17 protein-coding genes are annotated in these 13,144 nt (G+C 68.6%); 10 read left to right on the top strand and 7 right to left on the bottom strand.

Going from position 1 to position 13,144, the window contains the following annotated elements; translation table 11 throughout:
- Positions 1–37: 37 nt before the first annotated feature.
- The 5 genes from fusA to ACZ7LT_RS18805 form a co-directional block, all read right to left on the bottom strand.
- Positions 38–2,164: an elongation factor G gene (gene fusA / locus ACZ7LT_RS18825; RefSeq protein ID WP_471237172.1), complete on the bottom strand. Its 2,127-nt coding sequence runs from the start codon at positions 2,162–2,164 to the stop codon at positions 38–40.
- A gap of 38 nt (positions 2,165–2,202) precedes the next feature.
- Positions 2,203–2,673 carry a 30S ribosomal protein S7 gene (gene rpsG / locus ACZ7LT_RS18820; RefSeq protein ID WP_019888740.1) on the bottom strand — a complete coding sequence of 157 codons (471 nt, stop codon included), beginning with the start codon at positions 2,671–2,673 and terminating at the stop codon, positions 2,203–2,205.
- 2 nt (positions 2,674–2,675) lie between these two features.
- Entirely contained in the window at positions 2,676–3,047 is a 372-nt protein-coding gene (rpsL, locus tag ACZ7LT_RS18815) for a 30S ribosomal protein S12 (RefSeq protein WP_003948652.1), read from the bottom strand.
- Between the two features lie 295 nt (positions 3,048–3,342).
- Entirely contained in the window at positions 3,343–4,065 is a 723-nt protein-coding gene (locus tag ACZ7LT_RS18810; RefSeq protein ID WP_471237171.1) for a hypothetical protein, read from the bottom strand.
- Between the two features lie 280 nt (positions 4,066–4,345).
- Positions 4,346–4,783, bottom strand: coding sequence for a helix-turn-helix domain-containing protein (locus ACZ7LT_RS18805; protein WP_471237170.1), 438 nt, complete (start codon positions 4,781–4,783; stop codon positions 4,346–4,348).
- A 209-nt stretch (positions 4,784–4,992) separates the two neighbouring features.
- On the opposite strand from ACZ7LT_RS18805, the gene ACZ7LT_RS18800 reads away from it, so the two are divergent.
- From ACZ7LT_RS18800 to ACZ7LT_RS18790, 3 genes are all read left to right on the top strand, one after another.
- Positions 4,993–5,280 carry a WhiB family transcriptional regulator gene (locus tag ACZ7LT_RS18800; RefSeq protein WP_471237169.1) on the top strand — a complete coding sequence of 96 codons (288 nt, stop codon included), beginning with the start codon at positions 4,993–4,995 and terminating at the stop codon, positions 5,278–5,280.
- Positions 5,281–5,580: 300 nt separating this feature from the next.
- Positions 5,581–6,324, top strand: a complete 744-nt coding sequence (locus ACZ7LT_RS18795) for a hypothetical protein (RefSeq protein WP_471237167.1) — start codon at positions 5,581–5,583, stop codon at positions 6,322–6,324.
- Entirely contained in the window at positions 6,321–6,536 is a 216-nt protein-coding gene (locus tag ACZ7LT_RS18790; RefSeq protein ID WP_471237166.1) for a MerR family transcriptional regulator, read from the top strand. The genes ACZ7LT_RS18795 and ACZ7LT_RS18790 overlap by 4 nt, the downstream gene beginning before the upstream one ends.
- Positions 6,537–6,634: 98 nt before the next feature.
- Here ACZ7LT_RS18790 and ACZ7LT_RS18785 read toward each other — a convergent pair whose 3' ends face one another.
- Positions 6,635–6,919 carry a hypothetical protein gene (locus ACZ7LT_RS18785; RefSeq protein WP_471237165.1) on the bottom strand — a complete coding sequence of 95 codons (285 nt, stop codon included), beginning with the start codon at positions 6,917–6,919 and terminating at the stop codon, positions 6,635–6,637.
- 368 nt (positions 6,920–7,287) lie between these two features.
- On the opposite strand from ACZ7LT_RS18785, the gene ACZ7LT_RS18780 reads away from it, so the two are divergent.
- The 4 genes from ACZ7LT_RS18780 (at position 7,288) to ACZ7LT_RS18765 (ending at position 9,247) form a co-directional block, all read left to right on the top strand.
- On the top strand, positions 7,288–7,695 hold the full coding sequence (locus ACZ7LT_RS18780) for a hypothetical protein (protein WP_471237164.1): 408 nt from the start codon (positions 7,288–7,290) through the stop codon (positions 7,693–7,695).
- Positions 7,696–7,837: 142 nt separating this feature from the next.
- A complete protein-coding gene (locus ACZ7LT_RS18775) occupies positions 7,838–8,443 on the top strand; it encodes a phage tail tube protein (protein WP_471237163.1) in 606 nt (201 codons plus the stop codon).
- Positions 8,444–8,543: 100 nt separating this feature from the next.
- Complete coding sequence (locus ACZ7LT_RS18770) at positions 8,544–8,834, top strand: hypothetical protein (RefSeq protein ID WP_471237162.1); 291 nt, start codon at positions 8,544–8,546, stop codon at positions 8,832–8,834.
- Between the two features lie 65 nt (positions 8,835–8,899).
- Positions 8,900–9,247 (top strand): hypothetical protein, encoded by a 348-nt coding sequence (locus tag ACZ7LT_RS18765; protein WP_471237161.1) that lies wholly within the window; start codon positions 8,900–8,902, stop codon positions 9,245–9,247.
- Here ACZ7LT_RS18765 and ACZ7LT_RS18760 read toward each other — a convergent pair.
- Positions 9,240–9,665 carry a hypothetical protein gene (locus ACZ7LT_RS18760; protein ID WP_471237160.1) on the bottom strand — a complete coding sequence of 142 codons (426 nt, stop codon included), beginning with the start codon at positions 9,663–9,665 and terminating at the stop codon, positions 9,240–9,242. The genes ACZ7LT_RS18765 and ACZ7LT_RS18760 overlap by 8 nt on opposite strands.
- 74 nt (positions 9,666–9,739) lie before the next feature.
- Between ACZ7LT_RS18760 and ACZ7LT_RS18755 the strand changes: the two genes are divergently transcribed.
- From ACZ7LT_RS18755 to ACZ7LT_RS18745, 3 genes are read left to right on the top strand one after another with little or no spacing between them, the layout of a single operon-like run.
- Positions 9,740–10,603: a hypothetical protein gene (locus tag ACZ7LT_RS18755; RefSeq protein ID WP_471237159.1), complete on the top strand. Its 864-nt coding sequence runs from the start codon at positions 9,740–9,742 to the stop codon at positions 10,601–10,603.
- A 21-nt stretch (positions 10,604–10,624) separates the two neighbouring features.
- Positions 10,625–11,824, top strand: coding sequence for a phage tail protein (locus ACZ7LT_RS18750; protein WP_471237158.1), 1,200 nt, complete (start codon positions 10,625–10,627; stop codon positions 11,822–11,824).
- Positions 11,821–13,113, top strand: coding sequence for a tape-measure protein (locus ACZ7LT_RS18745; protein WP_471237157.1), 1,293 nt, complete (start codon positions 11,821–11,823; stop codon positions 13,111–13,113). The genes ACZ7LT_RS18750 and ACZ7LT_RS18745 overlap by 4 nt, the downstream gene beginning before the upstream one ends.
- Positions 13,114–13,144 lie beyond the last annotated feature (31 nt).

The following is a 13,144-nucleotide window of genomic DNA, read 5'->3' as shown; positions in this document are numbered from 1 at the left end:
GCTCCGGAGTCAAGCCTAAAGCGTGAACTCGGGTGAGTTACTCGCCCTTGGCCTTCGCGATGATCTCCTCGGCGACGTTCCGCGGAACCTCGGCGTAGGAGTCGAACTGCATCGAGTAGCTTGCGCGACCCGACGTCTTGCTGCGGAGGTCGCCGACGTAGCCGAACATCTCCGAAAGCGGCACCAGACCCTTGACGATCCGGGCGCCCATGCGCTCCTCCATGGCCTGAATCTGACCACGGCGAGAGTTGATGTCGCCGATGACCTCACCCATGTAGTCCTCGGGCGTGGTGACCTCAACGGCCATCATCGGCTCGAGCAGTACGGGGCTGGCCTTGCGCGCGGCCTCCTTGAAGGCCTGCGAACCGGCGATCTTGAACGCGAGCTCGGAGGAGTCGACCTCGTGGTAGGCGCCGTCGATGAGGATGACGCGAACGCCAGTCATCTCGTAGCCGGCCAGGATGCCGAACTGCATGGCCTCCTGCGCACCCGCGTCCACCGAGGGGATGTACTCCTTGGGGATGCGGCCACCGGTGACCTTGTTCACGAACTCGTAGGAGGCGTCGCCGCCCTCGATCGGCTCGATCGCGATCTGCACCTTGGCGAACTGACCGGTACCACCGGTCTGCTTCTTGTGGGTGTAGTCCACGCGCTCGACGGCCTTGCGGATCGTCTCGCGGTAAGCGACCTGGGGCTTGCCGACGTTGGCCTCGACCTTGAACTCACGGCGCATACGGTCGACCAGCACCTCGAGGTGCAGCTCGCCCATACCACCGATGATGGTCTGGCCGGTCTCCTCGTCCGAGTGGACCTGGAAGGAGGGGTCCTCCTCCGCGAGACGCTGGATGGCGACACCCAGCTTCTCCTGGTCACCCTTGGACTTGGGCTCGATGGCGACCTGGATGACCGGGGCCGGGAAGTCCATGGACTCCAGGATGACCTGGTCCTTCTCGTCGCACAGCGTCTCACCGGTCGTGGTCTGCTTGAGACCCATGACGGCGATGATGTCGCCCGCGCCCACCGAGTCGATCTCCTCACGCTTGTTCGCGTGCATGCGGTAGATCTTGCCGATGCGCTCCTTCTTGCCCTTCACGGAGTTCATCACGGCGGTGCCGGACTCCAGGCGGCCCGAGTAAACCCGGACGAAGGTGAGCTTGCCGAGGTGCGGGTCGCTCATGATCTTGAACGCCAGCGCCGACAGCGGCTCGTCGTCGGACGGCTTGCGCTTGACGACGACGTCCGCGTCCTTGACGTCGTGGCCCTCGATGGCCTCGACGTCCAGGGGCGACGGCAGGTAGCGGATGACCGCGTCGAGCAGGGGCTGAACGCCCTTGTTCTTGAACGCGGTACCACAGAACACCGGGGTGACCGTGGTGTCGCTGGACTTGCCGGAAGCGATCGTGATGCGGCGGATGGCCGCGTACAGCTGCTCCTCGGAAGGCTCCTGGCCCTCCAGGTACAGCTCCATGATCTCTTCGTCGTTCTCGGCGACCGTCTCGAGCAGCTTGCCGCGCCACTCGTCGGCGGCCTCGGTGTGCGTGGCCGGGATGTCGACGACGTCGTACATCTCACCCTTGGCGGCTTCGGCGGACCAGACCAGGGCCTTCATACGGACCAGGTCGACAACGCCCTTGAAGTCAGCCTCGGCACCGATCGGAAGCTGCATGACGATCGGGGTCGCGCCGAGGCGGTCCGAGATCATGTCGACGCAGCGGTGGAACTCCGCGCCGGTCCGGTCGAGCTTGTTGACGAAGCAGATGCGGGGCACGCCGTAACGGTCGGCCTGACGCCAGACCGTCTCGGACTGCGGCTCGACACCGGCAACACCGTCGAACACGGTCACGGCGCCGTCGAGGACGCGGAGCGAACGCTCCACCTCGACGGTGAAGTCCACGTGACCGGGGGTGTCGATGATGTTGATGGTGTGATCGACGTCCTCGAGCGGCCAGTGACAGGTCGTCGCGGCGGACGTGATCGTGATGCCGCGCTCCTGCTCCTGCTCCATCCAGTCCATCGTGGCGGCGCCGTCGTGGACTTCACCGATCTTGTACGAAACACCGGTGTAGAACAGGATGCGCTCGGTGGTCGTCGTCTTGCCCGCGTCGATGTGAGCCATGATGCCGATGTTGCGCACCTTGGCCAGGTCAAGCGAAGTGGTAGCCATAAGGCTTCAGTCTTCTCTCGGTCTCGATGTGGGTGCGACTACCAGCGGTAGTGCGCGAAGGCCTTGTTGGACTCGGCCATCTTGTGCGTGTCCTCACGCTTCTTGACCGCAGCGCCGAGACCGTTGGAGGCGTCGAGCAGCTCGTTCATGAGGCGTTCGGTCATGGTCTTCTCGCGGCGGGCGCGGGAGTAACCCACGACCCAGCGCAGCGCGAGGGTGGAGGCGCGACCGGGCTTGACCTCGATCGGCACCTGGTAGGTGGCGCCACCGACACGGCGGGACTTGACCTCGAGCGCCGGCTTGACGTTCTCGAGGGCGCGCTTCAGCGTGATGACCGGGTCGTTGCCGGTCTTCTCGCGGAGGCCTTCCATGGCGCCGTACACGATCCGCTCGGCGGTGGAGCGCTTGCCGTTCAGCAGGATCTTGTTGATGAGCGAGGTCACCAGAGGAGAGCCGTAGACCGGGTCGATGATGACCGGGCGCTTCGGGGCGGGGCCCTTACGAGGCATTCTTACTTCTCCTTCTTGGCGCCGTAGCGGCTGCGGGCCTGCTTGCGGTTCTTGACACCCTGGGTGTCGAGGGAACCGCGGATGATCTTGTAGCGAACACCCGGCAGGTCCTTCACACGGCCACCACGCACGAGCACGATGGAGTGCTCCTGCAGGTTGTGTCCCTCACCCGGAATGTAGGCCGTGACCTCGATGCCGGAGGTCAGACGCACACGCGCGACCTTCCGCAGGGCCGAGTTCGGCTTCTTCGGGGTGGTCGTGAACACACGCGTGCAGACGCCGCGGCGCTGAGGGGAACCCTCGAGTGCGGGCGTCTTGTTCTTCTCGACCTTGTCCTGCCGGCCCTTACGGACCAGCTGCTGGATCGTAGGCACTACTTCTCCGGTTTCTGTGTGCCGTGTAGTAAAGCTAACCTGGAACGTTGCCGACCCACGCGGTCGGGTGTGTCGAATGCTGCGGATCCCCGCCCGAAGGCGAAAAGGGCGCAGATTACGGCGGCCGTTGGCGACTCGCCGTGCGGTTGAAGACACGCACGCGAGCCCAGGCACACCCCAGGCACAAGGTCTGAGCGTACCTATCGCATGGACTCCGGTCAAAACAAATGCCCGCGCGCAGCGGGGCCCGGCCGACCTCGGCAGACGCGCCCGGGACGCGGTTCCGCCGGGGGCGTCAGACCGCGTCGTCGTCCGGTGCTCCCGGTGCCGGGCGGCGGGTGGCGGACGGGTCGCGCCGGGGCCGGGGCAGACCGCTGAGCCTCGGGATGGTGGGCACCTTCGACCGGCGGCTCTTGGGGACGAAGCCGGGCGGGGTGCTCCGTGGGCCCTCCGAGGCCCCTGTGGCGTCCGTGGCGTCCGTGGCGGACGGGGCGTGGGGTGCGGAGGTGTCGCCGCCTTCCCCGGGCCCCGTGGCGGCCTCCCCGACCGGGGCGGAAAGGGACTCCCCCGGGCCCGCCGGGCCTGCCGGGCCTGCCGGGCCGCTGTCGGCGCGGTCGCCCGGGGGGCCCGTCGGCGTACGTCCCTTGGGGAAAGGGATGACGGCGGCCTGGCCGGGGATGCGGTCGACGAGCCGCAGCGTGCGGGCAGGCGTCAGCCGGGCCTCCTCCAATGCGGGAGTGAAGTGCGCGGCGGCGTCGCGCCAGCCGTTGGCGTACGCGCTGAACTCGCGTCGCTCGATCTCCTCGCGGAGCACCACGGCGACCTCGTCGGGGGCGTGGTCCTCCAGCAGTCTGCCGAGTAAGGCGAGGAGGCCGGGGACGTCGTCCGGCGGTATCCGTGCGTCCTCCCCGCCCGACGGATGATCCTCGACCGAGGTGGGACCCGGTGCGCCGTCGGCGGCGTCGGCGGCGTCGCGACTGTCGCCCGAGGGCAGGGAGCGCTCGTTGCCCTCGGCCATGCGTATTTCTCTCTCGCGTCCCATCGCTGCCAATCCCGCCCATGGCGTCGGAGGCACACTTCGGCGACGCGTCCGGCCTGGCGGCGCCGGCGTGTGCGGCTCTCTTGGGGGGTGTACAGCCTGTGTGAGTGTGGGGGACAGGCCGTGACAGTTTACTGGGACGCGAGGGAGGCGGCCGTTCCGGACGCCCTTCCCCGACGCAGCGCTCGGGGCGGGGAGCGTCCGGCGCGTGAGAAGCGGAGCGGTCGGTCCTTGCGCGCGGAGCGGTCGGCCGGAGCGGTCAGTCCTTGGCGAGGGACTCGCGGCGGACCGGGGACGCGGACAGGAACTGGCCCGCGACCTTGATGAACATCTCCCGCTGGTCGGCCGGCACGCCGAGCCCGGCCGCGGCCTCCTCCAGCGTCATCCGGCGCTCCCCCGCGACGGCCGGGGACGCCGCGGCGACCTGCGGCAGCGGCAGGTCGTCCTCGGTGAGCCGTCCGGACCGGATGAGCATGTCCCGCACCGGCACGTCCAGTACGTGCGCGAGACGGCGGGTCGTCTCCAGGTCCGGCATGCTCTGCCGCTGCAGCAGGCGGGTGATGGCGGCGCGGTGCACCCCCGCTTCGTCCGCGAGGCGGGACTTGCCACCGCCGCGCGGGCTGTCGATGTCGTAGCCGCGACGGCGAATCAATTCCTCGATCCAGGCGGCGAACTGTTCCAGATCACTGGCGGTCATGGCTGGTCGCCTCCCTCCAAAGCGATGCCCACCTTATCGCGCTTGCGCGCACGGAATTACGTGCTGCTGCGCGCGCACGGTGTCGATTTTGCGAAGGTGACGGAGTTTTGAGTTGCGTGCGAGCGCGCAACGTGTCAGTGTGCGTGTTCGCAACCGCCTTTCGAGGCGGTACGAGCCGTCCGATCGCCGCCCGAGACAGGAGCGCCGTCATGCCGTCTGCCCCAGCCCTGCCGTTGTCCGAGGTCGTGGAGTTCTTCGGCTGGCGGGCCGCCGCCGCATGCTCGGGACTGCCCCCGCAGGTGGTCTTCAGCAAGCGGGAGACAGAGGCCCGGCCTGCGCTGATGGCCTGTGAGCGGTGCCCGGTGGTGCGTCGCTGCGAAGAGGCCGTGGCCCCGGCGGAGAGCTTCTTCGACGGGGTGAGCGCCGGGCGTCTGTGGCGCAACGGCCGTCCGGTCGTCCTCAACGACGCCCGGCGGCGAGCCCGCGGCGCGGCGTGACGACCACCCCGCCAGTTCGTTGCGCCTGCGCGCGCATGCCATGTGAACCGTACGACCCCGCGTGCGCACGGAATGACTGAATACGTATCAACGACTACGCCAGCGGCTCGCTCCACAACGCCCTGTGACGTAGACGCGTCTCGTACGGGTCCTGCCGCGCCGGCCGACTTCACGTCCGCTTCACCATTGCCACACCTGCCGCACCTGGGAGGCATCTTGTTCACACCAGTCGCATCCGCATCAGCAGCACCTGAGACCACTTCTGTTCCCCTGCCTTCCCCGTCCGACGCGAAGAACGACGTGAAGAACGACGCGAAGACCGTCCGGGACGCCGCGCTGTGGATCGAGGCGCTCCTCAAGCAGTTCCCCGAGCTGCTGACCGAGCTGGCCCCGGGCCGCCCGTCCGCCGCCCCCGGCGAGCGGCGCGCGCCCTCCCCCGAGCTCGACCGGCGCATCCGCGAGGAGCGGCGGGACTCCCTCCTCGCCCAGCAGCGGCACGGCACGGCCGTACCGGGATACTCGGCCGCCCCGCTGCGCCTCCATGTCTCCGACGCCATCCGGGACATCACCGACGGGGTGATCGAGCTGGACGAGGCCGTCCACGACAAGCTCGGCCTGGGCCGTCCGCGCCACGCGCGCGTGCCCCAGCGGCTGATGCGGATCGCCGGCCTCCTTGCCCAGGTCGCCGCCCATCCGGCGCTGGCCACGCACGTACGGGACGAGTCCCGGCGGATGGCCCGGCGGTGCGCCCGGGTGCTGGGCGACTCGGAGACGATGGTCCGGGTCCAGGGCCGCTGCCCGTGGTGCGACTCGGTCTCCCTGCGGGCGTTCCCGGCGCGTCGCGCGGTGCTGTGCGTGAATCCGGCGTGCCGCTGCGCCGACGAGGAGTGCGACTGCCGTACGGATCCGGCGTACCGGCACGTATGGCACGAGGGCGACTGGGAGGCTCTGGCGGGCGCCGCCGGGGCGGACCGCGCCGAGATCGACGCGTCGATGGACGAGTCCGCCACCCCCCTGCGTCCGCACGAAGGAGCCCGCCGATGACGATCCTCGCCGCCGACACCCTGATCAACGGCGCGCTCGCCGCCACGGAGGCGGGAGTGGTGCCCGCCACGATCCGTAAGTGGGTTCAGCTGGGGCACCTCGCACCGGCCGGACGTCAGGGCCGGGCGCAGCTGTACCGGCTGGAGGACGTGTTCGCCGCGGAGCGTGCCACGCGCCGCAGGCCCGGCCCCGCGGCGAAGGCCACCGGCTGACGGCGCCGGGCCCCGGGAGAGACAGGAACTGTACGTACGAGAAGAGGCGGTCGCCCCGAGGGGCGGCCGCCTCTTTCGTATGCCATGCGGTCCCGATCTCACGGTCCTGCGTCCCCTTCCGGTCGTATGTGCACCACCCGCGCGCCCCCGGGGTCGGGCCGGCTCGACCCGATGTGGGCGACCGCCTCCTGCCAGCCGCCGGTGAACCCGCGCATCTCCGCCTCGACGGCGATGCGCGCACCGACCTTGCCGACGACGGCGGTGAGGGTCCGGGCCATGTCTCCTGTGTATGTCCCGGCCTCCCCCGCTTCCGCCGCGACCTCCACGGCGGCCGCGACCACATCGGTCAGCCGCTCATGAGCACTGCCGGCACTCCTGACCACGCGCACCTGCCGTTCCCTGTCCGCACAACGAGCTGACATCGACTCACCGCACCTATCGAATCTCTGTTCGAAGTATCGAGAGTAACGCCCCGTGGCCGCGCGACACCACTCCAAAGACATATGCCGCGTGCGCTCTCGCGCGCACTAGTTGCGCTCTCGCACGATCTGAATCACAATAGGTGCAGCGGCGGAGCTGTGCCCGCATCCCTCCAGGGCCCCTCTCCGCCGCCTCGCGTCCGGGCGGTGCCCCGCAGGCCCCGCGCGCCGGCGGCCGGCTCCCTCCCCAGGCCGCCGCCAGCGCGCCGCGTGCGCCGCGGGCACCGCCCGTACGCCGTCAGCCCCCGTACGAACAGGAGTGATTCCCCGTCATGAGCTCAGCCCCGAGCACCTTCCCCGATGTGGAGGCCATCGTCGTGGACCTCCTCTCCGACCGTCCGGAGCTGGCGGGCGCGATCGTGGACGAGACCCCGCCGGCCGGCTTCAACGGCACCCAGCGGGCCGTGATCGTCTCCCGCCGCGGCGGCGCCTGGATCGACGATCTCCACATCGACCGGCCCATGATCGAACTCGAGGTGTACGGCCCCGACAAGACGGCCGCGCACGTCCTGGCCAACGCGGCCCGCGCGGTGCTGCTGCAGAGCGCCGGCACCGCGTTCGGCACCTCGGTCATCACCGACGTCGCCGAGGCGGACGGCCCTCGCTGGCTGCCCGACTACGTCTACACCGCCGCGAACCGCTACCTCTGCGTGATCCAGCTCTCCGTCCGTACGGTCTGACGCCCCGCCCGTACGCCACGGACCGTACGGGCCCTCTGCCGGCCCGTACCCCACAGACCAGGCCTCGCCGATCCCGGCGGGGCCTTTGCCGTACCCACGGCACCCACCGATGCACCACACCATCCCTTTGAAGGAGCACAACATGGCAGGCAACTCCGCGTCCGAGATCCGCGTCGCAGGCACCGGACGCGTCCTGGTCGCCCCGCTGAACGCCCCCCTCCCGACCACCTTCTCCGCCAACCCCTCCGCGGACTGGGGCACCGGCTGGGTGGACCTCGGGTACACCACGACCGACGGCGTGACCTTCGCCAAGAAGGACAAGCTCGACCCGGTCGAGACGTGGCAGTCGATCAGCCCGGCCCGGTTCGTCTACTCGGACCGTGACCTGACGCTGAAGTTCTCGATGCTGCAGTTCAACGAAGACACGCTGCCCTTCTTCATGGGCGGCAGCAAGGCCGACATCGTCTCCGGCGGCACCACCAACCCGGGCGTCTTCACCTTCGACGTCCCGGACGGTCCGACCTTCGACGAGCGCGCCCTTGGCCTGGAGTTCACCGACGGCAAGGACGTGACGTACCGCTTCGTCATCCCGCGCGGCCAGGTCACCGCCACCGACGACATCAAGCTCGCCCGCAAGGCGGCCGCGTCGCTCGGTGTCACCTTCACCGCGCTGTCGGCCGGTGACGGCGAGCCGCTCGCCACCTTCGTCATGAAGGACCCGGCGTACGCGGCCGCGGCCGGCGCCTAAGCACCGCCCCGCCGGGCGGGAGCTCTCACGGCTCCCGCCCGGCGCACAGCTCCATGTGCACGAACTTCACATCTGAGTCCCAGAGATACGGAGACATCCCATGGCCTCGTTCAACGTCAACGCCGCCCGCGCCCAGCGCCTGGAGGCCCTCGGCCAGCGCTGGTCGTTCGAGCTGGACGGCGACACCTTCGAACTGCCCACCGAGCTCTCGCGCGCGACGGCCAAGGGGCTGCGCCGGCTCGACGACGACGATGTGGACGGTCTGCTGAAGCTGCTGCTCGGCGAGGAGCAGTTCACCCGCTTCGAGAAGCACAACGTCACGATGCAGGACATCGGCGCGATCCTGAACGCCTACAGCAAGGAGACCGGGCTCGGCCTGGGGGAAGACTGAGCCTCGACGAGTTCGTCACCGAACACGCCGAGGCCCTTGAAGCCGATCTGCTGCGCCACTACGGCGTGGACCTGCTGGACTGGTACCGCGGCGAGCTGTCCACCCGACGGCTCTCGGTGCTGATCAAGCACATGCCCCGGGACAGCGCGCTGCTGAGCGAGACCGACGGCGAGGCCGCGGAGTGGTCCACCTCGGACTACCTGCTGGCAGCGGTCGTCGACCACCTGGCAGCCGCCAACTGGATGTTCGCCTCCGTCCACTCGGACGAGGACTCCGAGCCGCCGGAGCGCCCGGTGCCGGTACCGAGGCCGGGTGACGCGTCGGCCGATGCGACCCCGGCTCCGTCGGCTCCGCAGCCGGCCGCGGAGCCGGAACAGCCGAGCGCGCTGGAACTGGCGGGCTTCTTCAGCTGAAGACGGTGGCCAGGAGTACGGCGACGGTGACCAGTACCGCCAACGCCGCCTGGAAGGCATAGCCGAGCTTTGTCTCCCGGGTGGCGAGGTACTGGGCCGACGCCGCATCCGTCGGCTTCTGTGGATCGAAGACGAGCCTGAAGGTCTGCCCCACCTCGGGGACCGGCTTGGGGCTGTTGATCCTTACGGCCATCGGGGTCCCGTTTTCCTGCTGGAACGTGCACCGGACGTAATGGACGGTGATCCCGCTCGTCCTGATGTGCTCCCGGCAGACGGCCTCGGTCTCCACCCCGCGCCGCTTCAGCCGGTTGTCACGCAGTTGTCGCGGCAGGGATACCAGGACCAGTGCCGCCAGCGGAAGACAAAGGAACCCGATGGCCGCAGAGGCGACCGCAGGACCCGACATCGCCAGATTCATGAAACCCCCGAACACGCCCGCCCCACTGGAACCGCGCGCAGTCTACAACTCACGCCACGTACGGGAGGACCCAAGTGGCCGAGGATTTCATCACAGAAGCAGAACTAGAAAAGAAGCTGGCCGAGCACGGCATCGAGAAGGAGACGAAGGGTGTCACGACATCCAAGGACGTCTCCGAGAAGATCGATGCCGCGATCAACGCGCACAAGGCCGAACTGAAGAAAGCGGAGGACGACAAAAAAGCCGAGGAAGAAAAACCGGTCAAGGACTGGACCTGGTGGGTCCCCACCGAGCTCAACTTCCTCAAGTCGGAGATGACGAGCCTCAAGGCCGAGCTCGTGCCGATCGTCACCGGCTGGGCGATCTTCAATGCTGCCTTCCCGTCGTTCTGGAGCTTGGAAGAGCTCATGAAGAACAAGTACGGGTGGGACTACAGCGAAAACGGCTTTCTCATGCGTCCCAGTACCGCGGCGAGACGGGAACAGGAGAGGGAAAGGGCCGAGCAGGAACGGATGGGGGCCGAGCTCGCCCGCCAGGCGGACCAACGGCGCGAGAGCCTGCCGCCCGAGCAGCGGTGGGAATCCCCGGAGGAGCGTCTCCAGCGGCGGGACGAAGAACGACGGCGGGCCGAGGAAGCACGACGTGCCGAGGAGGAACGGCAGCGAGCCGCTCGCAACACACCGCCCGGCGACGGAGGCGATCCCCCTCCCACTCGACCCGCCGGACGTCCCACCCCCACCCCACCTGCCGGAGGTCCCGCCGGACGCACCCCGCCCGCCGGAGGCCGTACGCCGCCCCGGACACCCCGCCCGGCCTCCGACCCGGTACGTCCTGTCGGCGACGGCGCTCGCGCGGCGACCGGGCCCATTCAGGGGGCGACCCGCGCCGTGAACGACTTCACCCGGGCCGGGGACGGCGCAACTCGCACCACCGGCTAATCCACAGAAACCTGGTGGCCCATGTCTCTCGTCAGCTCTCTCGGCAGAGCGTCCAATTCATTCAAGGATTTCCAGTCAAAAGCAACTGCCACCGACCGCGCGCTCAGCGGACTCCGCAGCAGCGCCACCCGCGGTGAGCAGGGCCTCAAGAACATACGGAGCGCCGCACAGGGCTCCACGCGTGAACTGAACAACCTCAAGTCCGCCGCCGACAAGGCCGACAAGTCCCTAGCGAAGGCCGGGAAGACCGGCACCACAAGCGGCAGTCAGATCGGCAATTTCAAGAAGGGCGCCGACAACGCGTCCAAGGGAATGAACGGCCTCAACAAGTCCATGAAGGGCAACATCTTCGCCCGCCTCATGGAACTGTTCATGCCGCTCATCGAGAAGGTGGTCGAGATGGCCACCCGCTCGAAGACCATGCAGAAGGTCCTTCAGGTCGCCTTCGACGCGATCAAGAAGGTCATCAGCACGGTCATGAAGGCCGTCGGCCCGATCATGAAGGCGGCCGGCAAGCTGATCAAGACGGTCTGGGACGGCATCAAGAAGGCGATCACGGTCGTCGTCAACGCCGTGTCCAAGGTGATCAGCACGACGTTCAACGCCATCAAGAAGGTCATCACCTCGGTGATGAACGGCGTGAAGTCCGTGATCTCCACCGTCTGGAACGGCATCAAGAACATCATCATGCCGGTCGTGAACTGGATCAAGGACGTCGTCCCGAAGGCCTTCACGGCCGTGAAGGACAAGCTGTCCAGCATCTGGGGCGGCCTGAAGGACATCGCGGGCAAGGCGTTCGACAAGATCAAGGGCGCCGTGAAGGGCCCGATCAACGCCGTCATCGGGCTGATCAACGGCGCGATCGGCAAGCTCAACGGCATCAAGGTCTCGATTCCCGGCTGGGTCCCCTTCGTCGGCGGCAAGACCTTCGGCGTCAGCCTGCCGAAGATCCCGCAGCTCGCCCAGGGTGGTGTCGTCCAGCCGCGCCGCGGCGGTGTCCACGCCATCGTCGCCGAGGCCGGTGAGGCCGAGGCCGTGCTGCCGCTGTCCAAGCTGGACCGGCTGCTGCGCCACACGGCCCGCGCCGCTCGCGCCCAGGCGGTCAACGCCGGTGCGGGCGCCACGCACGGCTTCCAGATCGAGCACTACTACGAGGCGTCCTCCAGCGACCTGCGGGAGACCGCCTCCGCCCTGCTGTTCCTGTCGAAGGCCCGCGGATGAGTACCGCCCTGGTCGTCTCCGTGAACCGGGCGATGCCCCACCTGCGGGGGCTGCCCAACGCCGCGAAGCTGTTCCAGGGTCATGTGCGCGCAGCCACACGGGCGTTGAACGCCTACCGCAGCGGCGTCACCCGAGGCACCTCCGCCGTCGACCGCGTCCGCTCCTCCGCCTCCTCCGCCGCCACCCAGGTCCAGCAGATCAAGGCCCGGGCCGACGGCGCCGGCCAGTCCCTCACCAAGGTCGGCCGGACCGCCGGCAGCGCCGGGACGCAGCTCAAGGGCGGCGCCGGCAAGGCCAAGGGTGCAGCGGCCCCGCTGAAGTCGGTGGCGTCCGGTGCGGGTTCGTTCGGCAAGATCGCCGGGCTCCTCGGCAAGGCCACCGGGCCCATCTCCCGGATCATGTCCGTCCTCGGCACCGGCCTCACCCTCGCGGCCGGCGTCATGACCGGCATCAACGTCGCCATGCGCGCCAACCCGCTCGGGTTCCTCGCCGGGCTGATCGTCCCCCTCCTGGCGGCGATCATCACCTACGCCGTGAACACCGAGACCGGCCAGAAGATCATGAAGCAGGTCTTCGACCACGTCCTGAAGATCTTCCAGGAGATCATCAAGTTCCTGGGCCCGGTCGTCACCTTCTACGGCACGATCATCGGCACCTACTTCAAGGCCATGGGCGTCATCATGACGACCGTCGTCGAGGTCGTCGGCGCCGCCGTCTCCGGTGACTTCGGCAAGGCCAAGGGCGGCATCTCCCGGGCCACCGAGGCGCTCAGCAACCTCGTCCGGCGGCCCTGGAACGCGTTCAAGACCGCGATCCAGCCCACCCTGGACTGGATCACCAAGAAGATCCCCGAGCAGTTCACCAAGGTGAAGGACGCCACGTCGAACACCCTCGGCGGCATCGGCGACTTCATGTCCACCGGCCTGCAGACGCTGGCGGGCGTGATCACCGGCCCCATCAAGGGCCTGATCGCCTTCGCCAACTGGGTCATCGACGGACTCAACAGCCTCAGCGGTGAGTTCTTCGGCAAGAAGTTCGGCGTCGAGCTCGACAAGATCCCGCAGCTGGCCGAGGGCGGCATCGTCGACCCCTCGCGCGACAACGCCTCCGCCGTACGGCCGCTGTCCTCGCTGGACCGGCTGCGACCCGCCGAGGCCGCGCACCGGGCGCGCGGCGCCATCCGCCCCCCGTCCCACCGCGCCCGGCTGCACACGTACCGCGAACCGGAGGGCCGCAGCGCCCTCGCCATCGCCGAGGACCTGCTGTTCCTGCACCGGACCGCGGCTTGACCGCGGCCTGAGCGCGGCCTGATGAAAGTGA

It is taken from the genome of Streptomyces sp. NPDC039465, from assembly GCF_055639315.1.
This window is presented reverse-complemented; position numbering and strand designations above follow the sequence as displayed.